Source organism: Inhella gelatinilytica (assembly GCF_016093295.1).
GTDB classification, from domain to species: Bacteria; Pseudomonadota; Gammaproteobacteria; order Burkholderiales; family Burkholderiaceae_C; genus Inhella; species Inhella gelatinilytica.
Genome location: NZ_JAEDAL010000002.1, coordinates 225,724 through 248,804 on the forward strand (window position 1 = coordinate 225,724; position 23,081 = coordinate 248,804).

24 protein-coding genes are annotated in these 23,081 nt (G+C 66.1%); 9 read left to right on the forward strand and 15 right to left on the reverse strand.

Translation table 11 applies throughout. The annotated features are described in order from the left end of the window. Positions 1–9: 9 nt before the first annotated feature. Positions 10–243 (reverse strand): Fis family transcriptional regulator, encoded by a 234-nt coding sequence (locus I7X43_RS05925; protein WP_198100001.1) that lies wholly within the window; start codon positions 241–243, stop codon positions 10–12. A gap of 26 nt (positions 244–269) precedes the next feature. After that, positions 270–1,337 (reverse strand): tRNA dihydrouridine synthase DusB, encoded by a 1,068-nt coding sequence (gene dusB / locus I7X43_RS05930; RefSeq protein ID WP_198100002.1) that lies wholly within the window; start codon positions 1,335–1,337, stop codon positions 270–272. An 88-nt stretch (positions 1,338–1,425) separates the two neighbouring features. Here dusB and I7X43_RS05935 point away from each other — a divergent pair, with 88 nt between their 5' ends. Next, positions 1,426–1,926 (forward strand): YqaA family protein, encoded by a 501-nt coding sequence (locus I7X43_RS05935; RefSeq protein WP_198100003.1) that lies wholly within the window; start codon positions 1,426–1,428, stop codon positions 1,924–1,926. Between the two features lie 22 nt (positions 1,927–1,948). On the opposite strand, the gene I7X43_RS05940 is transcribed toward I7X43_RS05935, so the two are convergent. After that, complete coding sequence (locus I7X43_RS05940; RefSeq protein ID WP_198100004.1) at positions 1,949–3,169, reverse strand: TIGR03862 family flavoprotein; 1,221 nt, start codon at positions 3,167–3,169, stop codon at positions 1,949–1,951. 111 nt (positions 3,170–3,280) lie between these two features. On the opposite strand from I7X43_RS05940, the gene I7X43_RS05945 reads away from it, so the two are divergent. Beyond that, a complete protein-coding gene (locus I7X43_RS05945) occupies positions 3,281–4,762 on the forward strand; it encodes a carboxypeptidase M32 (protein ID WP_198100005.1) in 1,482 nt (493 codons plus the stop codon). Positions 4,763–4,826: 64 nt separating this feature from the next. Here the strand turns inward: I7X43_RS05945 and I7X43_RS05950 are convergent, their stop codons facing one another. The 3 genes from I7X43_RS05950 to I7X43_RS05960 form a co-directional block, all read right to left on the reverse strand. Then, a complete protein-coding gene (locus I7X43_RS05950) occupies positions 4,827–5,711 on the reverse strand; it encodes an amino acid ABC transporter substrate-binding protein (protein WP_198100006.1) in 885 nt (294 codons plus the stop codon). A 125-nt stretch (positions 5,712–5,836) separates the two neighbouring features. Next, positions 5,837–7,075, reverse strand: coding sequence for a patatin-like phospholipase family protein (locus tag I7X43_RS05955; protein WP_198100007.1), 1,239 nt, complete (start codon positions 7,073–7,075; stop codon positions 5,837–5,839). 140 nt (positions 7,076–7,215) lie between these two features. After that, entirely contained in the window at positions 7,216–7,902 is a 687-nt protein-coding gene (locus I7X43_RS05960; protein WP_246480211.1) for a phasin family protein, read from the reverse strand. Between the two features lie 248 nt (positions 7,903–8,150). On the opposite strand from I7X43_RS05960, the gene I7X43_RS05965 reads away from it, so the two are divergent. Both I7X43_RS05965 and I7X43_RS05970 read left to right on the forward strand, forming a co-directional pair. Then, positions 8,151–10,181, forward strand: coding sequence for an SDR family oxidoreductase (locus I7X43_RS05965; RefSeq protein ID WP_198100009.1), 2,031 nt, complete (start codon positions 8,151–8,153; stop codon positions 10,179–10,181). A 65-nt stretch (positions 10,182–10,246) separates the two neighbouring features. Further along, a complete protein-coding gene (locus I7X43_RS05970) occupies positions 10,247–11,053 on the forward strand; it encodes a substrate-binding periplasmic protein (protein ID WP_198100010.1) in 807 nt (268 codons plus the stop codon). A 19-nt stretch (positions 11,054–11,072) separates the two neighbouring features. On the opposite strand, the gene I7X43_RS05975 is transcribed toward I7X43_RS05970, so the two are convergent. Further along, on the reverse strand, positions 11,073–11,288 hold the full coding sequence (locus I7X43_RS05975) for a SlyX family protein (RefSeq protein WP_198100011.1): 216 nt from the start codon (positions 11,286–11,288) through the stop codon (positions 11,073–11,075). 49 nt (positions 11,289–11,337) lie between these two features. Between I7X43_RS05975 and I7X43_RS05980 the strand changes: the two genes are divergently transcribed. The 5 genes from I7X43_RS05980 to I7X43_RS16380 are packed head-to-tail and all read left to right on the forward strand — an operon-like array spanning position 11,338 to position 14,033. Continuing rightward, entirely contained in the window at positions 11,338–11,598 is a 261-nt protein-coding gene (locus tag I7X43_RS05980) for a MoaD/ThiS family protein (RefSeq protein ID WP_198100012.1), read from the forward strand. Positions 11,599–11,611: 13 nt separating this feature from the next. After that, positions 11,612–12,697: a WD40/YVTN/BNR-like repeat-containing protein gene (locus I7X43_RS05985; protein ID WP_198100013.1), complete on the forward strand. Its 1,086-nt coding sequence runs from the start codon at positions 11,612–11,614 to the stop codon at positions 12,695–12,697. 8 nt (positions 12,698–12,705) lie between these two features. Further along, positions 12,706–13,029, forward strand: a complete 324-nt coding sequence (locus tag I7X43_RS05990; protein ID WP_198100014.1) for a TfoX/Sxy family protein — start codon at positions 12,706–12,708, stop codon at positions 13,027–13,029. 55 nt (positions 13,030–13,084) lie between these two features. Beyond that, positions 13,085–13,618, forward strand: a complete 534-nt coding sequence (locus I7X43_RS05995; protein WP_198100015.1) for a GNAT family N-acetyltransferase — start codon at positions 13,085–13,087, stop codon at positions 13,616–13,618. Between the two features lie 52 nt (positions 13,619–13,670). After that, positions 13,671–14,033 carry a hypothetical protein gene (locus I7X43_RS16380; RefSeq protein ID WP_246480213.1) on the forward strand — a complete coding sequence of 121 codons (363 nt, stop codon included), beginning with the start codon at positions 13,671–13,673 and terminating at the stop codon, positions 14,031–14,033. Here the strand turns inward: I7X43_RS16380 and I7X43_RS06005 are convergent, their stop codons facing one another. From I7X43_RS06005 to gspL, 8 genes are all read right to left on the reverse strand, one after another. Then, entirely contained in the window at positions 14,034–14,633 is a 600-nt protein-coding gene (locus I7X43_RS06005; protein WP_198100016.1) for a UPF0149 family protein, read from the reverse strand. 10 nt (positions 14,634–14,643) lie between these two features. Then, a complete protein-coding gene (locus tag I7X43_RS06010; RefSeq protein WP_198100017.1) occupies positions 14,644–15,435 on the reverse strand; it encodes a type IV pili methyl-accepting chemotaxis transducer N-terminal domain-containing protein in 792 nt (263 codons plus the stop codon). Between the two features lie 100 nt (positions 15,436–15,535). After that, the gene (gspF, locus tag I7X43_RS06015) at positions 15,536–16,750 is read right to left on the reverse strand and encodes a type II secretion system inner membrane protein GspF (protein WP_198100018.1); all 1,215 of its coding nucleotides are present in this window, start codon (positions 16,748–16,750) and stop codon (positions 15,536–15,538) included. A gap of 19 nt (positions 16,751–16,769) precedes the next feature. Then, positions 16,770–18,191, reverse strand: coding sequence for a type II secretion system ATPase GspE (gspE, locus tag I7X43_RS06020; RefSeq protein ID WP_198100019.1), 1,422 nt, complete (start codon positions 18,189–18,191; stop codon positions 16,770–16,772). Positions 18,192–18,355: 164 nt separating this feature from the next. Next, entirely contained in the window at positions 18,356–20,482 is a 2,127-nt protein-coding gene (gspD, locus tag I7X43_RS06025; protein WP_198100020.1) for a type II secretion system secretin GspD, read from the reverse strand. After that, a complete protein-coding gene (gene gspN / locus I7X43_RS06030) occupies positions 20,479–21,321 on the reverse strand; it encodes a type II secretion system protein N (RefSeq protein WP_246480215.1) in 843 nt (280 codons plus the stop codon). The genes gspD and gspN overlap by 4 nt, the downstream gene beginning before the upstream one ends. Then, the gene (gene gspM, locus I7X43_RS06035; RefSeq protein ID WP_198100021.1) at positions 21,318–21,848 is read right to left on the reverse strand and encodes a type II secretion system protein GspM; all 531 of its coding nucleotides are present in this window, start codon (positions 21,846–21,848) and stop codon (positions 21,318–21,320) included. The genes gspN and gspM overlap by 4 nt, the downstream gene beginning before the upstream one ends. Beyond that, a complete protein-coding gene (gspL, locus tag I7X43_RS06040) occupies positions 21,845–23,059 on the reverse strand; it encodes a type II secretion system protein GspL (RefSeq protein WP_198100022.1) in 1,215 nt (404 codons plus the stop codon). The genes gspM and gspL overlap by 4 nt, the downstream gene beginning before the upstream one ends. Positions 23,060–23,081: the final 22 nt, after the last annotated feature.

Here is a 23,081-nt window from a genome sequence, read left to right on the forward strand (position 1 = left end):
TCGCGCGGCTTAGAGCAGTCCGTGATCGGCGAGTTTGCGGCGCAGGGTGTTGCGGTTGATGCCAAGCCATTCGGCGGCGCGGCTTTGGTTGCCATCGCAGCGGGCCATCACCACGTCGAGCAGGGGCTTTTCCACCAGCTTGACCACCATCTCGTGCAGCGAGTGCGGGGTCTCGCCGTCGAGGTCGCGAAAGTAGGCATCGAGGTTCTCGCGCACGCAAGCATCGAGGGGTTTGGGTGTCATCGGGTCTTCTTCTTGTGGGTTCGGGCTCAGGCGCACGCCCGCGCTGGCTCGGGGAGCAGGTCAGGGCTGAGGGGGGCCGTCTCGTTGGCCGCAGGCCAGCGCTCAAACTGCTGCCCCAGGCGATCCAGCGTGCTCTGAAGCCAGGCTTTTTGCGCGGCGCTGGTTTCCAATTGGTTCATCTGTTGGCGCAGGTCTTCGCCGGCGGGCAGGCTTTTGAGCGCCCAGCCAATGTGCTTGCGGGCGCTGCGGGTGCCGGTGAACTCGCCGTACAGGCTGTAGTGCTCGTCCAGGTGTTCGAGCAGCCACGCCAGCACCTCGGGCACGCGGGGCCGCTCACGGTGCTGACCGGTGGCCAGAAAGTGGAGGATGTCGCCAAAGATCCAAGGCTGCCCCTGCGCGGCGCGGCCGATCATCAGGGCGTCGGCGCCGGTGGCGGCCAGTACGGCCCGCGCCTTTTGCGGTGAGTCGATGTCCCCATTGGCGACGACCGGAATGGACAGGGCCTGTTTGACCGCTGCAATCGTGTCGTACTCCGCTTCGCCCCCGTAGCCCTGCTCCCGGGTGCGGCCATGGATGGTGAGCATTTGGATGCCTGCAGCTTCGGCCTTGCGGGCCAAGGAGAGCGCGTTTTTGTGGGCTTGGCACCAGCCGGTGCGCATCTTGAGCGTCACGGGCACAGCACCGGCCGCGTCCACCACCGCATCGACGATGGCCAGGGCCAGGCTTTCGTCCTGCATCAGCGCGGAGCCCGCCCACTTGGTGCAGACCTTCTTGGCTGGACAGCCCATGTTGATGTCAATGATCTGGGCCCCGCGCTCGATGTTGTAGCGCGTGGCCTCGGCCATCTGAGTGGGGTCCACGCCGGCGATCTGCACCGCGATCGGGGCTGATTCACCTTGATGGTCCGCGCGCCGGCTGGTCTTGAGGCTGTTCCACAGGGCCTTCTGGCTGGTCACCATCTCACTGACGGCGTGACCGGCCCCCAAGCGCTTGCACAGTTTGCGAAAGGGGCGGTCCGTCACCCCGGCCATGGGCGCCACGAACAGCCGGTTGGGCAGCGTGTGGGGGCCAAGGGAGAGCGGGGTGGAGAGCAAGGAAGGGCTGCCTAAAAAAAGGGCAACAGTTTACCTGGGTGCCTTTGGTTGCCTGGGCGCGGGCGGAGCCCGTCAGAATGCCGCCACCATGGAAGCTTGGTTCTTGTCCCAACTGCACGCCTTTTTGGCTTGGTTCGCCTTGCCCACGGTGGGCTTGCCGGCCGTGTTTTTGATCGCCCTGGTGTCCGCCACCTTGCTGCCGATGGGTTCGGAGCCGGTGGTGTTCGCCCTCGTCAAGGCCGATCCCAGCCTGTTCTGGCCCGCTGTCTTGGTGGCCACAGCCGGTAACACCCTCGGCGGGGGCATCAGTTGGGCCATGGGCTGGGGGGCTGAGCGCGGCTATGAGCGCTGGCGCCACCACGCGCCGCGCAACCCCCGCCTGCTGCAGTTGATGCAGCGGTTCGGGCCCAAGGCCTGTTTGTTGTCTTGGTTGCCTCTGGTGGGCGACCCGCTGTGTGCCGTCGCGGGCTGGCTGCGCCTGCCGTTTTGGCCTTGCCTGGTTTATATGGCCATAGGCAAGCTGGCCCGCTACGTGTTGATGACGGCGGTTTTGATGGGCTTGTTCCCGGGGGCGCTGTCCACGGGTTGAGCGCGCCTACGCGCAAGCGCGCCTACGCGCAAGCGCGCATCAACCCCGCGGCCGCGGCCCGTCCGGTGGCCAAGCTGGCCGTGAGCAGGTAGCCGCCGGTCGGGGCCTCCCAGTCCAGCATCTCGCCCGCTACGAAGATGCGTGGGCAGGACTTGAGTTGGTACCCCTCGTCCAGCGCGGCCCAGGCCACGCCCCCGGCGGTGCTGATGGCCTCGTCGATGGGGCGCGTTCGCACCAGGGTGAGGGGCAGGGCTTTGAGCGCTTCGGCCAAGCGCGTGGGGTCCTTCACCGCGGGGCCCAGCACTTCGTGCAGCAGGGCGGTCTTGAGCCCCTGCAGCTTGAATTGACTCTTGAGAAAACTCGCGAAGGATTTGCTGCCCACGCCCCGGTGGAGCAGGCTGCGCACCTTTTCGGGCGGGGTTTGCGGGAGCAGATCCAGGTGCAGCGTGGCCGTGCCGTCCCGGGCCAGGGCCTCGCGCAGCGGGCGGCTGGCGGCGTAGACCAAGCTGCCTTCGATGCCGGTGGCGGTCAGCACGAACTCACCCTGCTGGTCAAAGCCTTGGAAGGCGAGCCGAACCGGCTTGATGGGCTGGCCCGCGTGGTGCTGAACCAGGTAGTCGCTCCAACCGCCTTGCACATCAAAACCGCAGTTGGCGGGCTGCAGCGGCGCCACTGCCACGCCGCGTGCGGCGAGCCAGGGCACCCAGGCGCCATCTGACCCCAGGCGCGCCCAGCTGGCGCCGCCCAGGGCGAGGAGGGTGGGCTGGGCCGGCCATTCCACGGGACCCGCAGGGGTGTCAAAGCGCAGATCGCCGGTGTCGGTCCAGCCCCGCCAGCGGTGCCGCATGTGAAAACGCACGCCCTGTTCGCGCAACCGGTGCAACCACGCGCGAAGCAGGGGAGCTGCCTTCATGTCGGTGGGAAACACCCGGCCCGAGGTGCCGACAAAGGTGCTGATGCCCAAATCGGCGGCCCAGGCCCGCAGTGCGTCTGGCCCGAAAGCTTCCAGGGCCGGGTGAAGGGGCTGTGCTCGCGCGCCGAAACGGCTCAGAAAGCGCTCAAAAGGCTCGGAGTGCGTGAGGTTGAGCCCCCCGCGCCCTGCGAGCAGGAATTTGCGGCCCACCGAAGGCATCGCGTCAAAGAGATCCACGGTCCAGCCCGCGGCGCTGAGCACTTCAGCCGCGGCCAGGCCCGCGGGGCCACCGCCAATCACAACGGCGGAATGAGGGGAGGGGCACTGCATGCCTGCATCATCGCCGCGATACAGGCCGCCCATACGCTGCGGCTGGCGGTGACTTCTGCCGCGCCAGGGCGCTGCCCCGAGAATGCGGTTTTCGCCCTCTTGCGCTCCAACATGACTGCTTACACCGAACTGGTTCGCCGCTACCAACGCCTGCACAAGCTCTCGCACCTGCAGAGCATTGCGTCCTGGGACCAACAATCTTTCATGCCACCCAAGGGCAACGAGGCGCGTGCCGCGGCGATGGCGGAGATGGGCGGCTTGCTGCATGAACTGGCCACGGCCCCGGAACTGGCGGGCCTGCTCCAGCAAGCCGAAGGCGAGAGCCTGGGTGACTTCGAACGCGCCTCGGTGCGGGAGATGAAGCGCAGCTGGCGCGCCAGCAATGCCCTGCCGCAGGCCCTGGTGGAGCAACTCAGTCTGGCCACATCGCGCAGCGGCCACGCCTGGCGCGAGCAGCGCAAGGCCAACGATTGGGCCGGGCACCTGCCCAATTTGAAAGAGGTGGTGCGCCTGACGCGCGAAGCGGCGGCCTGCCTGAGCCAAGCCACGGGGCTGTCGAAGTACGACGCGCTGCTCGACCAGTACGAACCCGGCATGCGCAGCAGCGAGATTGCGCGCGTTTTCGGTGACCTGCGCCAGTGGTTGCCCGGCCTGATCAAGGCCGTGCAAACCCAGCAAGCGAACGAAACGGTCATCCAACCCGTGGGCCCCTTCCCCAAGGCGGCGCAGCGCGAGCTGGGCTTGGCGGCCATGAAGCTGATGGGCTTTGACTTCGAGGCGGGGCGTTTGGATGAAAGCGCCCACCCGTTTTGTGGCGGCGTGCCCGAGGATGTGCGCATGACCACGCGCTACAGCGAGGACGACGCCCTGCCCGCACTGATGGGGGTGATCCACGAGACGGGCCATGGCCGCTACGAGCAGAACCTGCCGCGCGAGTGGCTGGGCCTGCCGATCGCCAATGCACGTTCGATGGGCTTGCACGAAAGCCAGTCGCTGAGTTTCGAGATGCAGCTGGGCAGCCATCCGGGCTTTGCGCAGCAGCTGTCGCCCTTGCTGATGAAGCACCTGGGCGCCCAACCTGCGTGGGAGCCCGAAAACCTGCACAAGCTCCTGACCCGCGTGAAGCCCGGCTTCATTCGCGTCGATGCGGACGAGGTCACGTACCCCTGCCACGTGATTCTGCGGTTTGAAATCGAAAAGGCGCTGGTCGAGGGCGAGATCGAGTGCGAGGACATTCCCGACCTGTGGGCGACCAAGATGCAGGAGCTGCTCGGCATCGACACCGTGGGCAACTACCGCAACGGCTGCATGCAGGACGTGCACTGGCCCGAGGGCCTGATTGGCTATTTCCCCTGCTACACGCTGGGGGCCATGTATGCGGCCCAGTGGTTTGCCACCATGCGTCGCGACATCGCTGGGCTGGACGCTGGCATTGCCCGCGGCGAGCTGCAACCGGTGTTCGATTGGCTGCAGGCCAAGGTCTGGAGCCAGGGCTCGCGCTGGGAAACGCCGGAGCTGGTGCAACGCGCCAGCGGCGAAGCGCTCAACCCGGCGCACTTCCAGGCCCACTTGCGGGCGCGCTACCTCGGCTGAGACTGCGGAGCGGCCAACAAGAACGGGCGCCGCGGCGCCCGTTCTTGTTGTGGATTGAACCGCCTCAGTCCGCGATGGCCGACTTCGGGTTGCGCATCTGGGCGCGAAGCAGCAGGCCCGGCTCCAGTTTCAGGTTGACGTTGCGCGGCGGGATGGGGCTCTGGAACCAGCGCTCATAGATCTTCTGGTATTCGCCCGTGACAAAGATCCGACTCAGCTCTTTGTTCACGGCGCGCTGGAAGTCAGCGTCCCCTTTGCGAATCATCAGCGCGTAGGGTTCGACCGACAGCGGCTCGCCCACGATTTCCCAGGCTCGCGGGTTGCGGTCTTGGGCACGAATGCCCACCAGCAACACGTTCCCCAAGGCCCAGGCGTCAGCCTTCCCACTGTTGAGATGCGTGAAGGACTCCGCCTGGTCTTTGGCGTCGAGGGTCTTGTACGCCAACCCTTTGGTGAGCTTGTGTTGGCTCATCACCGCTTTGGCTGTGGTGCCTTGGGTGAAACTCACGGTGCGCTTGTTGATGTCCGGCCAGTCTTTGATGCCAGCGTTGACGCGGGTCATCATCTGCACGCCTGCAAAAAAGATGTGGTGGCTGAAGTTGACGTTGTCGCGGCGCGCCCGGGTGTCCGTGCTGGTGGCGCACTCCAAATCGATCTTGCCGCTGTTCACCGCCTTCTCGGCGTCGTTGGCCGCGACGGGGACGAAGCGCACATTGAGGTTGGCGAGCTTGAGTTCTTGCTTCAAGCCTTGTGCCACGGCGCGGCACAGGTCGATGGAAAGCCCCACCGGATCCCGCTGCCCAGGCACGTTGTAGGAAAACGGCATGGCGTTTTCGCGGTAGCCCACGGTGAGGGTTCCGCCTTGAATTCGAGAAAGGGTTTGCCCTTGAGCGGTGGCGATCAAGAGAAGTCCCAATCCACCGAGCACTTGTTTTTTCAACTCACGCATGTCCAGCCTTTTCCGTGACGGCGCTGCGCGGCGAATGTAGCGTCTCCAATCACCCCCCCAGGGAGGGGGTTGCCCCGATAAGAACCCGAATGTGAACTCTAAAAGGGCCCAGCCCTTTCGCCCCTTTAGGCATTGAGCGAGCCGGATTGCTCGATTCGGCTTTCCAGCAGGTTCAGGACCTGATCGAGTTGCAGGAGTGCGCGCTCGGTCGGGGTGTGGCTGGGGGTATCCCACACCCGCACCAGGACCTGCGTTGGATCCATCAGCCGGTCCACCTGCAGCGTCAGACCATGGCGGGCCAACACCGGCGCCAGTTTGGGGGCTCGGTGCAGCAGGTCGGCGCGGGTGGCTTGATAGGCGTGTTCGGCCAGCTCCCGGCGGTGACGGTAGCTGAACGTGTTGGCCAAAAAGAGCTCCGCGTCACGGTGATCGGGTTCGAAGAACACGATGTCTGTCTTCGGGTGGCTCTTGGTGTAGGCCTTCATCCCCAACTCCAGACGCGAATGGATCAGCGAGCGGAGCATTTGGCTCAGCACCACCGGCATGCCCCCATCAACGAGTTTGGGAATGCGCGGCTTGGCCCGCAGGTGCATGTCCCCGCCGCTCACCTCGTACGGCACGAGCGGGTTGACCATGAAGAGCAAGTCCAAGCCCTCTTCGAGCAACAGGCTGGCATGCACGGTCTTCTTGAGGGCGCCGTCCACCAAAAAATGGCCGTCGATCTCAACGGGGGGATACAGGCCCGGCAGCGCCGCGCTGGCCTGCACGGCGCGGCTGATGGGCACATGGTCCCAGCCCGGACGACCGAAGGCCACGGTTTCGCCCGAGTCCAAATCGGTGGCAACCAGCAGCAGGCGTTTCTTGAGGTCGCGGAAGTCGTCGCTGCGACCCGGACGCTGGAACATATCCCGCAACTGTCTCGCCAGTTGATCGCTGTTCAGCCAGCCCGTGGGCAGGGCCGCGCCGAGCAGCTCCAGCGCTCCCAGGGCCGACCGCTTCTCCACCAAGACGCGCCACAACGCCTCACCGGCCAAGGACGGCAGCTTGTGCAGGCGCCGGCTGAGTTCTTCCCAGTTCGGGTGCAGCAGGACCTTCGGGTCGAAGTGATCGGGGGCTGCGGAGCTGTTCTCAATGAAGCCCGCGCACAGCTGGGAGGGGGTAAGGCCGTTGGCCAAGCAAGAAGCAATGATGCCGCCCGCACTCACGCCGATGTAGCTGGTGCAGTCGGCGAAATCAAGGCCTTCGATGGACTGCTCCAGCGCGCACAGGGCACCGACCTCATAGATGGCACCCAAGGGTCCGCCGCCCGCCAAGGCCAAGCCGATACGGGGGGCAGGTTTGGAGCGTCGGCTTCGAGTCGTCATGAATGCACTGTAGAGCGTGGATGGTGGCCAAGGCCTAGTGACAAGACCTAAACGATAACGCCGTGAAACCGTCCCAGCGAAAGGGTGCGGTTTTCACGGCGCGGTCTGCCCTGCCCAGCTTGGAGTGCCGGGCAATGGACTTAGGCCTGCGGCGCGTCGGCGGCCGGTGCGGCCGTCGGCTTGGCGACCACCGCGGGCTTGGCTGCCTTCTTCACAGTCGCCTTCTTGGCCGGAGCGGCCTTGGCTTCTACGGCTTTCTTAGCCGGCGCGGGCTTGGCGGCCGCCTTCTTCAGCGGAGCCTTTTTGGCGGGCGCTTTGTCAGCGGCTGCCTTTTTGGGTTCTGCCTTGGCAACGGGTTTGGCCGCGGGCTTGGCTGCCGGCTTTTTGGCCACTGTTTGCTTGACCGGCGCGAACCCGACGGCCGTCGACAGTGCGTCGATGCGGGCGATCAGGGCCGAGATGTCCTTGCCGCTGGGCACGCCCAAGCTCTTCAAGGCGCGAGCCACGCGCTCTTCAAAAATCGATTCCAGCTTGTCCCAATGCTGGCCGGCCTTGGCGCCCACTTCCGTGGCCACGCCGGTCATCTTTTCAGCGACCGCGCCAAACTTCTTTTCAGCCAGCGTTTGGGTCTTTTGTTGCAGGGTCATGCCTTCTTTCACCAAGGTGTCAAAGACCTTGGTGCCTTCGCCTTGTGCCTTGCTAAAAGCGGCCAAACCGGCGGCCCAGATTTGCTGCGCCGAATCACGCACGCCTTGCGCCACGTGGCCGTCCAGCAGGGCGGCGGGGTTGAAGCCGTTCATCGGGGCTGCGGCTTTCTTGTTTGCCATCTTCTGCAGTTTCTTGACCATTGAAATCTCCTGACACGGGGGGATCGCCGCAGCACCTACCGCGACGCTGGGCTCACTATAGGCGGCGGCCCTGCGCTTGGGGGGGGCGCTTCCTAGTGTGGGGGCTCTATGCCAAAGCGAAGTTTCCCAGGGGGCAAACCGGGGGGAAACGCGGGCGCACAAGCGCCGTCCGGTGATGACAATGATCCGAAGGTCGAGCGGTTGCGTTCGCGGTACAGGAGGCCTTCATGCGGTATTTCGTAACGGGTGCGACGGGCTTCATCGGCAAGCGCTTGGTCAAGCGCTTGCTGGCCCGGCGGGGCAGCGTGGTGTACTTTTTGATCCGGGAGTCCAGTCGCGACAAACTGGAGTCGCTGTGGGCGTACTGGGGGGTGAGCAAGACGCGCGCCGTGCCAGTGTTTGGGGACCTGACGCGCAAGCGGCTGGGCGTGGAGGCCAGCGCGCTCAAATCTCTGAAAGGCCAGATTGATCACGCGTTTCACTTGGCCGCGGTCTACGACATGACGGCCGATGCGCAGAGCCAGCAAGCCGCCAACATTGAGGGCACCCGGCACTTCCTCGAATTGGCCCAAGCGGTGGAGGCGGGCCATGTTCACCATGTTTCCAGCATCGCCGCGGCGGGGCTCTACGAAGGGGTGTTTCGGGAGGATATGTTTGCGGAGGCCGAAGGGCTGGAGCATCCGTACTTTCAAACCAAACACGAGTCCGAAAAGCTCGTGCGCGACCACTGCAAACGCCCGTGGACGGTGTACCGACCCGCCATGGTGGTGGGGGACTCCCGAACCGGTGAGATGGACAAGATCGATGGCCCCTACTATTTTTTCAAGCCCATCCAGCGTTTGCGCCAGTGGCTGCCGCCCTGGTTTCCCATGGTGGGTTTGGAGGGCGGGCGGATCAACATCGTGCCGGTGGACTTCGTGGTCGCCGCCCTGGACCACCTCAGTCATCAGGTCAAGCGGGGGGGCGGGTGCTACCACCTGGTCGATCCCAAGGGCTATCGGGTGGGCGATGTTTTGGACATTTTGGGGCGGGCGGCCCATGCTCCCAAGATGAATGTTTTTGTAAACGCGGCACTGCTGGGCTTCATTCCGAACCCGATCCGCAAAGGCCTGCTGGCGCTGAGCCCCGTGCGTCGCGTGAAGGACGCCCTGTTGGATGACCTGGGGCTGCCCGAGGACTTGTTGCCGTTCATCAACTACCCCACGCGTTTTGATTGCCGCGAGACACTCAAGGCTCTGGAGGGCAGTGGCATTGAGTGCCCCGACTTGCACGATTACGCCTGGCGCCTGTGGGATTACTGGGAGCGGCATCTCGACCCGGATCTGCACATTGACCGCACGTTGCGCGGCACCGTGGCGGGCAAGGTGGTCCTGGTAACCGGGGGCAGTTCGGGGATCGGTTTGGCCGCTGCGAAGAAGTTCGCCGAGGCGGGTGCCATCACCGTGATTTGCGCGCGTGATGAGGACAAACTCAAGAGCGCTGTGGAGGAAATCGAAGCGACCGCCGGTCGGGGCGCCAAGGTGTTGGCCCGCAGTGCGGACATTGCCAGCGCTGAGAGTTGCGCGGAACTGATCGCCTGGCTCGACGCGGAGTTGGGCGGTGTGGACTTTTTAATCAACAACGCGGGCCGCTCGATCCGACGCGCCATTGAGAACAGCTACGACCGATTCCATGACTTCGAGCGCACCATGCAGCTCAACTACTTCGGTTGCTTGCGGGTCACGCTCGGTCTGCTGCCCGGCATGGTCAAGAAACGCAAGGGCCATGTGGTCAACATCAGCTCCATTGGCGTGCTCACCAATGCCCCGCGATTCTCAGCCTACGTGGCGAGCAAAGCCGCTTTGGATGCCTGGACCCGCTGTGCGGCCAGTGAGTACGCCGATCAAGGCGTGACCTTCACCACCATCAACATGCCCTTGGTGCGCACCCCCATGATCGCGCCCACCCAGATCTACAACAACGTTCCGACGCTCAGCCCCGAGCAGGCGGCCGACATGGTGGCCCAGGCTTGCATCCAAAAACCCGTTCGCATCGCCACGCGACTGGGCAAGACCGGCGAGGTGCTGCACGCGGTGGCGCCGCGCGTGGCGCAAATCGTCATGAACACCAGTTTCCGCATGTTCCCGGACAGCGATGCGGCCCGTGCTGAAGCCCCCGCGGGCCCGGTGTCCAAACTGAAGCGCTTTGCCAAGCCCAAGCCGCAGCTCAGCCCGGAAGCCATGGCCTTGCAACAGATGATGCGTGGCATTCATTTTTAGACCTGACGATGCGCCGGCATGTCTTAACGCTGGGCTTGGTGGCGAGCTGTGGTTGGGCCGGGTCAATGCCCCTGGGGCCCGGGAACTTGGGCCTGATTCGATTTCCCCGGCCGTCGCGCGAATTTGACCCTGCCACCTGGTACCCCCTTCAAGTGCTTCGGGCGGCACTGGAAAGCAGCCGATCGGTCTTCCAGTTGCTGCCCAGTGCTTCGGTGATGGTGCAGTCCCGTACGTTGCTCGAGTTGGCCAATGCCTCGGGGCTCATCGACGTGGGGTGGGGCATGACAAACCTGGAGCGTGAGCGGGCGCTGCTGCCGGTGCGAATCCCCCTGCACAAGGGGCTGTTTGGATGGCGGGTGTTGCTGGTTCGACCGGACAAGGCGGATGCCTTCTCCCAGGTCACCCGGTTGAGTGATTTGAGGCGATTCCGATTGGCCCAAGCGGCCCACTGGCCGGATACGGAAATTCTTCGTGCCAACGGTCTACCGGTCGTGACCTCGTCCCACTACGAGTCTTTGTTCGGGTTGCTGGTCCAGGGGAAAGTGGATGCATTTCCTCGATCAGTTGCCGAGGTGTGGCGGGAAGTGGGTCGGCGAGGGGAGGCGTTGGCGGTGGAGCCCACATTGGCGCTGCATTACCGGGCACCGATTTACTTTTTTGTGCGCCGAGATCGACCTGAACTGGCGGATGCTCTGGAAACCGGTCTGCGGGACATGCAACGCAGTGGTCGCTTCGAGAGGCTGTTCCAGCAGCAGCACGATGCGGATCTGCAACGATCTCAATTGGCAGCACGGCACATCATTGAGTTGGACAACCCGGGCTTGCCGCCCAAGACACCGGTTCACGAGGCCGATCTTTGGTTTCGACCGTAGCCGCACCCAGACGGCAGCATCAATAGTGTGGCGGTCGCTCGTCAGCCTGGGACCCAAGGCTGCTGGGCCGGTCTTGATCGCGCAGCTGCTGTCTCAGGGCCTGCAGCTCGCGTTGTAGGGCGTCGAGCTGGCGCTGCTGCTGCGCGACCACGGTGTTGAGCTGCTCCAGCAGGTCATCGGCAAAGCTGGCCTTGATCTCCAGCTCGGTGACGCGGGCTTCGGTGTCGGAAGTCATGCGGCATTGTCCTGCTTGTCTCAGCAAGAGAAAGCGCCGAGCATGCGGCATGCCCCAGATTGAGTTCACCCCCCAGCTGCGCCGCTTCACTGCCACCCCGAGTGTGGCTTGTGCGGCGCACAGCTTGGGGGCTGCGCTGGAGGCTGCCTTTGCCGTCAACCCGGCGCTGCGCGGCTACGTGCTGGACGACCAAGGGGCGTTGCGTTTTCATGTGGCGGTGTTCGTCGATGGGCGCCGCTGTTTGGACCTGAACCAGCCCTTGCAGCCCGACAGCCGCGTCCACGTGCTGCAGGCGCTCAGTGGCGGCTGAACTGGAGTGAGTCATGACACGAGACGACCGCGCCTGGGTGGCGACCCGCAAAGGCCTGTTTGAACTGCAGCGACAAGGCCCCGACGCCTGGTCGATCGCGCGGGTCAGCTTTCTGGCGGAGCCCGTCAGCATGGTCCTGCCCCCCGATGCCAGCGGCTTCATGCTCGCGGCGCTGAACCTCGGGCACTTTGGCGTCAAGCTGCACGGCAGCGACGACGCCGGGGCGAGCTGGCGGGAGCTGGCTTGCCCCGCCTACCCGGCGCAACCCGAGGAGCCGAAGCAACCCTTCCCCTGGAAGCTCGGTCTGATCTGGAGCCTGGAGCGCGCCGTGGACGGCAGCCTCTGGTGCGGAACCCTGCCCGGCGGCCTGTTCGTCTCACGCGACCGCGGCGCGAGTTGGCAACTGGTGGACCCCCTGTGGAACCTGCCGCAGCGCCTGGAGTGGTTCGGCGGCGGTTACCCCGAGCCCGGCATCCATTCCATTTGCCCGCACCCGCAGGACGCGAACGACCTGCTGGTCGGCATCAGCTGCGGCGGCGTCTGGCGCACGCGGGATGGCGGCGCCAGCTGGAGCGTGCACACCCAGGGCATGCGAGCCGACTTCATGCCGCCCGAGCGCCAGGGCGACCCCAACATTCAGGACCCGCACCGCGTGCAGCGCTGCGCCGCCGCCCCCGACGTGCTGTGGACCCAGCACCACTGCGGCATCTGGCGCAGCGCCGACCACGGGGCTCTGTGGCAGGAACTCAAGCCCGCGCCCTCCAGCTTTGGTTTTGCGGTCGCGGCCCACCCGCAGGACCCCAACACCGCCTGGTTTGCCCCGGCGGTTAAGGACGAGCGCCGCATACCGGTGGACGCCGCCCTCTGCGTCACCCGCACACGCGACGGCGGCCACAGCTTCGAGACCTTGCGCCACGGCCTGCCGCAGCAGCACTGCTACGACCTGGTCTACCGCCACGGCCTGGACGTGAGTGCCGATGGCACCAGCCTGCTGATGGGCAGCACCACCGGCAGCCTGTGGGCCAGTGGCGATGGCGGCGACCGCTGGCAAACTGTTTCGGCGCATTTGCCGCCGATTTATGCGGTCAGATTCGGATGAAGCGGCGCGTGAAAGAACTGGGGCTGAGTCACGAACCCATCGCCAACCCGGGCGGCGCGTTGCACGAGTTGGCGAACCTGGGGCCACGGTCCGCCCAGTGGTTGGTGGCCGCTGGCATTGATTCAGTTTCGGAATTGCGGCGCTTGGGGGCGGTTCATGCCTTCGTGCGCGTGAAGCGGGCCCAGCCCCGGGCGTCGCTGAACTTGCTGTGGGCGTTGGAAGGGGCGCTCACGGGTTTGAATTGGCGTGAAGTGGCGCGCGAGCACCGGACCAGCCTCTTGTTGGCCCTTGATACCGCACAAACCTTGGCGCGGACCGATCATGGCGAGTGAAGGAGCGTGGCCTCGCACGGGGGAACAGCCACGCGGCCCCTGGCTGGAAGTGAATGTGACTGATTTGCCTGCATTGCAGCGTTTCGTCGAAGCCAACCCCCTGTACTTCGAGGTGGTGGAAGGGTTAAAGCCCGGTCCTCAGGCGGCGCAGGATCTGTTTCACGACGCACCGCCGCCGGCCATGCCCTATCGGCAGCGCTGGGTGTTGGGCGTGCCCGATGAGCAGGGGGACTGGGTCGCGGTGGCCGAAATGGTGGCGGACCTGATGGCGGCGGGTGTTTGGCATCTGGGTCTGTTCATCGTTGCCACCGCGCGTCATGGTTCGGGTGACGCGCTGCGGTGGTATGCAGCGTTGGAGGCGTGGGCCCACGCCGCAGGGGCCGACTGGCTGCGATTGGGCGTGGTGCGGGGCAATGTGCGGGCTGAGCGGTTTTGGGAGCGCCGGGGCTACCACGAGCAGCGCGTCCGGTGTGGGCTGGTGATGGGCCAGTGCACCCAAGACGTCCGGGTGATGGTCAAACCCCTGACAGGGCGCCCAGGGTCCGAGTACCTGCGTCGGGTCCCCCGGGATCATCCCGACGCGCCCTGAGGCGTGGGCCGCTAGGCTCGCTCGCTTCCAACCCCCTGCCTGGAGATTTTTCATGTCCATTCGATTGCTGAAACTGGCGGCGCTGTACCTGGTGGTGGCCATCACCCTGGGGCTGGGCATGGGCATGACCGAGAAATTCACCCTCGCTCCGGTCCATGCCCATTTGGGCGTGCTTGGCTGGGTCACGCTGGCGCTGGCCGGCTTGATTTACACCCACTACCCGCAAGCGGCGGGCACCCGGTTGGCCCAGGTTCATTTTTGGCTGCACAACCTGGGGCTCCCGGTGTTCATGGGAGGGCTGGCGCTCTTCTTGTTGGGGAACACCTGGGCCGGCCCGCTGCTGGGCATCGGGTCGACGGTGGTGTGGTTGAGCCTGGTGCTCTTCGCGGTCAACCTGTGGCGATCGCTGCGTTGATCAGTTCGCCGCCAAGGCGAGCACGCACTCTGGCACACGGCGGCTGAGGGCATCCACTTCGGGCAGGTCGGCTCGGCGCTGCCGGTCGGCCTCCGACAACGCCTCGTCATCGGCCCCCAGGAATTGCACGGCCGCCATCAGCTCTTGCCAGGCCGCTTCACCCGTGCGTGCAGACCAGCCGGGCGCGTCGACGGCCATGCCCAAGAGGAAGCCGGCGCACCAGTCCGTTGCATCGACCCTTTCGCCGCGCTCGTCCTCCGCGAGGCTGAGGATGGGCTCCCAGCGCTCGGGGTGGTCGTGCAGATCGGCGTCCAGCGCTCGCAAATGGCGCAAGATGGCCAGCACCGCGCGCTTGCGCTGCTTGCCGCTGGCAAACGGATCGGGCGCGTCGCCACCCCAGATTGGGGGCATCCAAACCTCTGGCGCGACTTGCGCCACGGGTTGAGGGGCCAGCAGCAGGGCGCACAGGTATCCGTCCAGGGCCTCAATGTTCAGCGCGTCACCCCGGGGAAGGTCGGTCAGCGCGTCGTCCAACTCGCCCAGCTCTTCGTCGCTGAGGGGGTCAATCGGGCCGTTGGCTTGGTAGTGCGGCAGTTGCATGGGCAGGTCGTTAAAGCTTGGCGTAGAGCGACGTCACCCCGTCCATCAGTTGCAGGATGCGCTCGCTGGTGGTGAAGACCTCCCCCTGCGCACGGGCATCGGGTTGACCGGCTTTGAGCGAGCGAAGGGCGGCTTCGAAGAACGCATATTGTTGCTCGACCGCTTCCAGCTCGTGGCGAATCGTCTGCGTGTTTTCGCCGGCGGCCTTGAGCTGGGCGTGTGCAGCCTGAAACTCGGTTTGGGCCTGGGTCACCGCGCGGGTCAGCGTATCGCCTTGAACGCCCCAGCTCGCCCCCAGGTAGGCGGCGGCCATGCGCTGGCTCAGCATGCGTTGCCGGCCGGCCAAATTGACGAGGCGACCGACGGCTTTGCCGCTGAGCTGCTCCAGTTGCTCGGTGCCCTGGTGTGCCAGGGACAGGACCTTGCCACTGGCTGCGAGCAGCGCCTCAGCCCCCGCGCGGTTGGGGGCCGACCCCACCAGGGCCAGTTTGTAGGCACTCCACGCGCCGTCGAGCTCGCTGTACGTGGCGCGGGGGGCGCTGGCGGTGGCAAAGGCGCGCAACTCGACCAGTTGCCGATCAAACAGGGCCATTGAGTCGGCCAGCACCTTGTCGGCCTGTTCCTTGCGCACGTTTTGTCCAATGGCCAGCCAAGCCTTGGCGCAACGCTGACTCAGCATGCGCTGGCGGCCCGCCTTGTTGATGGCATCGTTCAGGTCGCGGACCTGGGCTTGGGCTGCAAAGGGCGCAACAAACAAGCCCGCCAGCGGCAGGGCGAAACAGTCACGGCGACGGACAAACATGGGGCCTCCCGGGCGTCTTGGGGTTCAAGAATCCCGGCGACTGTAGGAAGCCTCTCGGTTTTTGACCTTGACCCAGTTCGACCGAATTTGAGGCAAACCCTCAGCGCACGGAGCTTTGCAACTCGATGATGGGCTGCAGCACGGAGAGCACGATCAGCATGACCACGGCGCCCATCACCACGATGAGCAGCGGCTCCAGCAAGGTGGCCGCGGCCAAGGCGCGGCGTTGAACTTCGGCGCCCAATTGCTGACCGGCGCGGCTGAGCATCTCGGGTAGCTTGCCCGTTTGTTCACCCAAGCGGGCAAACATGGCCAACAGGCCCGGAAAGCGTTTCTTCGACCCGAGCGCGGCCCCCAGGGGCGCGCCTTCGCGAATTTGGATGAGTGCATCCAGGGCATCGGCGCGCATGGCACGGTTGGAGAGGGTTTCCGCGGCGGCCTGCAGGGCTTTGAGGATGGGCACTCCCGCGCCGGCCAACATGCCCAGCGTGGCAGCAAAGCGGGCCCCGTTGTAGCCGCGGGCCAAGCGACCGAAGAGGGGCAAACCGAGCCAGGCCGCATCGAAGCGGCGCCGAAAGGCCTCGTCGCGCAACGCCAGGGCCAAGAGGGCCCCGGCTCCCAGCAAGCCCAGCAGCAGCACCCAGCCCCATTGGCGCAAGAAGGCACTCAAGGCCAGCATGAAGACGGTCAAGGCCGGCAGGGCCTTCTTGGTGGTGACGAACGACTGGGCGATCTGCGGCACCACGTACGTGAGCAAGAACGTGACGATCACGACCGCAATCACGCTGACGATCGCGGGGTAGGCCATGGCGCCGATCACTTTGGCACGCAGGGCCTGACGCTCCTCCAAATCATCGGCCAGCGATTCCAAAACGCGGCCCAGCGCGCCGCTGGATTCCCCTGCGGCCACGACACCGCGGTACACGTCGTCAAATTCGTGGGGGGCTTGGCCCAGGGCGCGGGCGAAGCTGGAGCCCGCATTCACCTCAGCCTTGATTTGCGCCATCAACTCGCGCTGTTTGGGGTGCTCGCACTCGTCGGCCAGCGCGGTCAAGGCCCGCTCCAGTGGCAAACCCGCTCCCACCAACCCCGCCAGCTGACGGGTCCACACCGCCAAAGCGGCCCGGTTGAAGGCGCGGCGGCGCCATTGAAGGCCACCGGGTGAGTCTGCCACCTGGGTGACAACCTCGACCCCCAGCGGGGTCAACCCGCGTTCCCGCAACAGGGCGCGGGCGGCGCGCGGGTGGTCGGCCTCAATCAAGCCGGTTTGCATGCGGCCGTCGGCATCCAGGGCTTCAAACTTGTAGGCGGGCATGGTGGCGCGGCGATCCCGGTCAGTCGCGCGTGGCGCGCATCACTTCTTCCAGGCTCGTGATGCCGGCGCGGACCAGACGTTCGCCGTCTTCGCGCATCGAGTGCATGCCTTTGGCGCGGGCCGCGGCCCAGAGTTCCGACTCGGAGGCCTGGTTGTGAATCAGGGTGCGCACCTGGTCATCGGCGACCATCAGTTCATATACGCCGGTGCGGCCCTTGTAGCCCGTGTGGCCGCATTCCGGGCAGCCCACCGGGTGCCAGTGGCCCTGTTCGTCTTGCCGGCGGCAACTCGGGCACAGCTTGCGGACCAAGCGCTGGGCTTGGACCCCCAGCAAGCTGGAACTGAGCAAGAACGGCTCAACCCCCATGTCCGTCAGGCGGGTCACGGCCGAAGGCGCGTCATTGGTGTGCAGCGTGGCCAGCACCAGGTGACCGGTGAGTGAGGCCTGGATGGCGATCTGTGCGGTTTCAAAGTCGCGGATCTCGCCGATCATGATGGCGTCCGGGTCTTGCCGCAAGATGGCGCGCAGGGCCTTGGCAAACGTCAAATCGATCTTGGCGTTCACTTGGGTTTGGCCGATGCCGGGCAACTCGTACTCGATGGGGTCTTCCACCGTTAGCACGTTGGTGGTCGCGGTGTCGATGGTCTGCAGGGCGGCGTACAGCGACGTGGTCTTGCCCGAACCGGTGGGACCCGTCACGAGCACGATGCCGTGCGGCTGCGCGACCAGCTTCTTGAACTGATCCAGCACCGCACCATCCATGCCCAGCGACTCCAAATTGAACTTGGCGTCACTCTTGTCCAGCAGGCGCAGCACCGCCCGTTCGCCGTGCGCCGAGGGCAGGGTGGAGACTCGAACATCGATGGCGCGGCCGCCGATGCGCAGGGAAATGCGTCCGTCCTGGGGCAGGCGCTTTTCGGCAATGTCCAACTCCGCCATGATCTTCAGCCGGGAGATCAGGGCCGCATGCAGCGCGCGATTGGGCTGCACGACCTCTCGCAGCGAGCCGTCGACCCGGAAACGCACCGAACTGCTGCGTTCATAGGGCTCGATGTGGATGTCGCTCGCCCCGTCTTTGGCTGCTTGGGTCAGCAGCGCATTGAGCATGCGGATGATGGGTGCGTCGTTGGCGGCCTCCAGCAGGTCCTCGACGGCTGGCAGGTCTTGCAGCAGTCGGCTCAAATCCACCGCCGACTCCACTTCGCCCACCACAGCGGCGGCGCTGCTCTCGTTGCCGGCGTAGACCGCACTGACCCGGGCGCGCAGGGCCTCCGCCTCCTGCAGTTCGATCCGGTCCAGCGCGTAGAGCCGCTGCACCTCGGCCAGCGCCGCGGCGTCCAGCGGCGCAGCGGCACTCAGAACCAACTCGGAGCCCGTGTCCTCGAGCAGCAGGCCTTTGGCTTTGGCAAAGGCATAGGGCAAGGGGTAGCGAGTGGCCATATCAGTGGCTCCCGGACGCCCGAAGCCACTGAGCGCCTCCGTGGGGGGCTGAGGCCGGACTGGGATGGCCCTGTGGGCCAGGCCTGCCTGCCGAAGAGCCGGGACGCTGGACCGGCGCGGCCTGCAGGGTGGCGGGCGAGAGCGAGATTGGGGGTTGTTTCATATCAGGGCGCCACCGGGCCTGACAAGGGCTTGGTGGCGGCGGGGGGCAGAACGGGCGCGCCGGTATTCGGGAGCACGGCGCTGTCGCTCGGTTGGGCCTTTTGCTGGTGCGCTCGGATCCAGTCGTAGCGGTCCAAGCTGACGCCGGTGGCGTCCGCGGCCGTGCGCAGCACCGTGGGGCGCAAGAAGACCATCAAGTTGGTGCGGACGCGCTTGCGGTTCTCGCTCCTGAAAAGAGCCCCCACCAGGGGGACTTTGGACAAGCCCGGCACGCCATCCAGGCCGTCGGTGTACTCGTCTTTGATCAGGCCACCCAGCACCAGCATGCCGCCATCGTCCACCGTCACCGTGGTTTCGATGGTGTTTTTGTCGGTCACGGGGCCGGTACTGGTGGAGGCCCCGGGCACGACGGAGCTGTTTTCGTGGAACACCACCATGCGGATGGCGCCCCCTTCCCCGATTTGCGCCTTGACGCGCAGGGTCAAACCCACGTCTTTGCGCTCGATCGTTTGGAACGGGTTGATGGAACTGCCCGTCCCCGAACCGGCGTTGGCAAAACTGCCGGTCAGGAACGGCACGTTCTGGCCGACGTGAATCTTGGCTTCTTCGTTGTCTAGCGCCACCAAGTTGGGCGTGGCCAACACATTGGCGCCGGTTTCGGCCTCGAGGAAATTGGCCAGGGCCGCCAGGGTGAATTGCGCGCCCAGCTTGTGGGCAATGCCCAGATTCAGACCCGAGGGGATGGTCACCTGCGAGGTGTTGCCCGTGGCGACGGCGCCGATCAGGTTGACGATGTTGTTGCCGCCCGTGCCGTAGTTGGTGCCCACCAAGCCACCGGTGTTCTTGTCCGTCCCGAACAGGTTTTGCCACTGCACGCCGAACTGTGCCCCTTTGCTGGCATCCACTTTGACAATCATGGCCTCCACGTACACCTGAGCGCGGCGGCCGTCGAGTTGATCGATGACGCCCCGCATTTGGCGGTACAGCGGTTCAGGGGCCGTGATGATCAGGGAGTTGGTCGACGGGTCTGCCTGGATGAAGCCGCCGGTGCTGGGCTGTGCTGACGCGGCCACCGGCGCGGTGGCCGCTGCACTGGCGCCCGTGGTGTTGCCCGGGGCGTTGGAGACCGGCGCCATCGCGGTAGGGGCCCCGGGGATGGTCGTGGGGCCCACCACGGGGCTCACCCCTGTTGAGCTGCCGCTGGCGCTGCTCCCGGCGTTGGCAAAGGCCGCCCGGAGCACCTGCGCCAGTTTGGCGGCATCCGCATTTTTCAGATAAACGACATGAATGCCCCCGTTGGGTTGGGAGGCAGGTCGGTCCAGCTTGGCCACCAGCCCTTTGAGAGCCTCCAACTTGGCCGCGTTGGGCGCGCGCAGAATCAGGGCATTGCTGCGCGGGTCGGCCACCACCGTGGTGGCGGCCGGCGCGCCGGGCGCACCCGGCGTGGCCGTTCCTTCACCCAGCCGCTGCACCAGGGTGGCGATGTCACTGGCCACGGCATGGCGCAGGGGCACGATCTCCACATCGGTGCTGGGCGCGGTGTCCATGGCCGCAATGATCTTGGCCAGGCGCTTGAGGTTGTCGGCGTAGTCGGTGATGACCAGGCTGTTGTTGCCCGGGTTGGCGTTGATGGTGTTGTTGACGTTGATGAGCGGGCGCAACACCGCGACCAGGTTGTTGGCGTTTTCGTGGCGCAGCAGGAAGACCTGGGTGAGGATCTGATCGCCGCGGATCTTGAGCTCATCCACGGCAACCGTGGTGGCTTGCATCTTGGCGTCAGCTTCGGGCACCACCTTGTAGAGCCCGGCCACTTCGATCACGGAGAAACCCAAGCCCCGCAAGGCCGCCTGAAACTGGGCAAAGGCGTCGCTGGCTTTTAACGGCTGCTCCGCGTACAGCGTGATGGCGCCTTTGACCCGCGGATCCACCATCATGCTGCGCCCCAGCATGTTGCCCATGGCGCGCGCCACGGACTCGATTTCCGCGTTGACGAAGTTCAGGGCCACCAAGGTGTCCGGTTTCAGGGCTGGCGTGGGGTTGGCCAAGCTGGGGGCGGCCAGGCTCAAGGCCAAGCTGAGCAGCGAGGCCTGAAGCAGGGGCCGGGGCGTGCGCAGGGTTGCGTTCATCATGATCCGATCGTGATCACCGAGCGCTCGCCTTGGCGGCGCCCAATGATGTTGAGCAAGTTGTTCAAACTGGATTCGGCGCCGGGCGCGGCGCGGGCGTCGCCCTGGAAGCTCAAGTGCCCGGCCAGCCATTGGCCCGAACCTTGAAGCTGTAAAGCGCCGCTGAGTGTGCTGAGTTGAAGGAGTGCTGGGCCCTGTGCCGCTGATTGCACGGTCAACCGGTAGTCCCCCAGGGTGGGCAGCGGTGAAACGGCCGAGGCCATTTGCACGGCGTCCAGTTGCAAGGGGCCAACCCACTGCGTGCCCTGCCCGCTGCGCCACTGCAAGGCGGCACCCGGAGCACTGAGGCGCAGTTCGCCCTGCAGCAGCAGGGTGTTCCACGGGGTGCCCAAGCCTTTGAGCCAGATGGCCGGGATGCGCAGCAGGGGCTCGGGGCTGGCGGGCAGGCTCACGCGCCACTGGCGCCAACCGGGCCGAAATGCCAGGGGCACGAAGCCCGGCGTGTGACCGTCCAGTCGGATGCGCAGCCGGGGTCCGCCCTCCCAACCCCAGCGCCACGACAGGGCGCCGGGCAATTGAGAGGATTCCTGGCTGCCGGCGCCGCCGGTGAGGACGAGACGGGCCTCGCCCTGCCACAGGCTGCCTTGGGTTTCGCTCAGCAGCAGACGCTCCTGCGTGGCCTGACCCACCAGCGGGGCCATCCACGCGGCTGGGGCCTGCCACAACACGGCCAGCCCCGCCCCCAGCGCCAAGCCCAGGCCCGCGGCGCCACGGCTGCGCGCCCCCGCCTCGTTCGCTGGGGCGGGGGATTTGGGGGGCGGGCGCAGGGCCAGGGGGTTCAAGGCTGGCTGCCCAGTTGCAGCAGCAGGCTGCCGTTGTAGCCGCGTGGGCCTCGCTGAAGCTGGGCCTCGACGGGACGGGCGCGCGCGGTGCTGCGAAGGTCCGCCAAGTAGCGGCGCAGCGCTTCGCCCTCGACTTCGCGCAGCACCACGCGGGCTTGGCCACCTTGCAGCTCCACGGTGCTGCCGCTGCCCAATTGCTCGGTGGCCGCTTTGAGGGCTTGTTGAGCTTGCTCCGCCGGAACGGTCGGGCGGCTTCGCAGGACGGCCGCTTCCGCGGCTTGCTCCTGCATCGCCTGCAACTGATGCCGTAGCTGGGCTTGCTGGTTGGGTGCTTGGCGCAGGGTTTTGAAGGCCGGGTTGACGGCCACGCTGACCAGCAGCAACAGACCGAGGGCCGCCAGGGCCACTTGCAGCCCCAGGCGCTCCCGGGGTGCAAGCCGCTGCCAATGGGCTTGCAGGGTTTCAAACCCGGGACGGACCGCGGCGGGGACTGGCCAGCCCAGAAAGCGGAGGGGCGAGGCGTTCATGGTGCAGAGCGCGCTTTGCGCAGGGTGAGTCGTCCAGCCTCGGCGTTCAGGCTCCAGCCCATGCTGGCCAAGCGCTGGCGCATGAGCTCGACCTGAGCGTCGGCCCAACCGGTGGCCGGCCAGCTGAGCTGACCGCTCTCGAAGCTCAACGCTTCCGTGGGGCCGCGGTCTTCGGGCCACGCGGCGGTCGCGGCCGCCATCAGGGCTTCGAAGTCCTGATCCCCCAGCTGCCCGGTCTGGGCGCGGAGCAAATCCATCTCGCGTTGCATCTGCAGGGGCGCATCGGCCACGGCCAGTACCCGCGGAAAGGCCTGCTTGAGGGCCTGCGTTTGAGCGGCCTTCAGACGCTGGACTTCCTGGCGCTGCTGCCACGCCCAGGCGTTGAGCCCCACCAACTGCACGGCGATCAGCGCGGCTACGCCGAGTCGCACCCGCCGCCAGTGGGGTTGCGCGAAGCGATGCGCCCAGTGCCGCAAGCGGCTCAAGCCTTTGACCCGGGGGGCCAGGTCGAACTGCAGCAAGTTCCACCCACTGGCCAGCGCACCGACCAGTTGGGCTTCGCGCGGACTCAAGCTGACGGGTTGGCCGGTGAGCGCTTCCGCGGCAACCGCAGCCTCCGGTTCGGCACGCCAGGTCACCGGGGCGGGCCCTTGACCCTGCAGGGCGGACCAGCTGGCGGCCGGCAGGTGAAGAACGCCTCCGGCGTGGCTGAGCCGAACCAGGGGCTCCCCCGTTTCGCCGACGGTCACCACCGCTTCGACGTCCGCCGTGGGCCAAGCCAGCGGGCAGACCCGGTCTACGAAGCGCTGGGCCGACTCCAAAGCGGCCAGCGGCTGCGACAGGGTTTCGCGGGGTGTGACGCACACCCAGGTGGGTTCGCCGGCCAGCGCCCCGGGCTGCACGGCCAAGTGCAAGCCGTCCGGATCTTCCAGCAAGTGGTCTTCTAAAAGGCCACTCAATGCCGCCCGCCATCGATTGGGCGCGGTCTTGGGCAGGGTGGTGCGGTGAAAACTGCACTGCAAGGGGTGCGGGACCAAGACGGTTTCGTCGGCACGCGGCAGGTTGGCCAGGGTGCTGCGCCCCGTCTGAACGCCCTCCGGGGTGTGCAGCACCCAGGGCCATTCCCCGGCCGGCGAAGGGCCGGACGCAGGGGACGATGCACCGGACGCCAGCCGGGGGCGCAGGGGCAGGGGGATCAGCAGGGTGCTCATGAGCGCTCGGAAATCAGGGCCG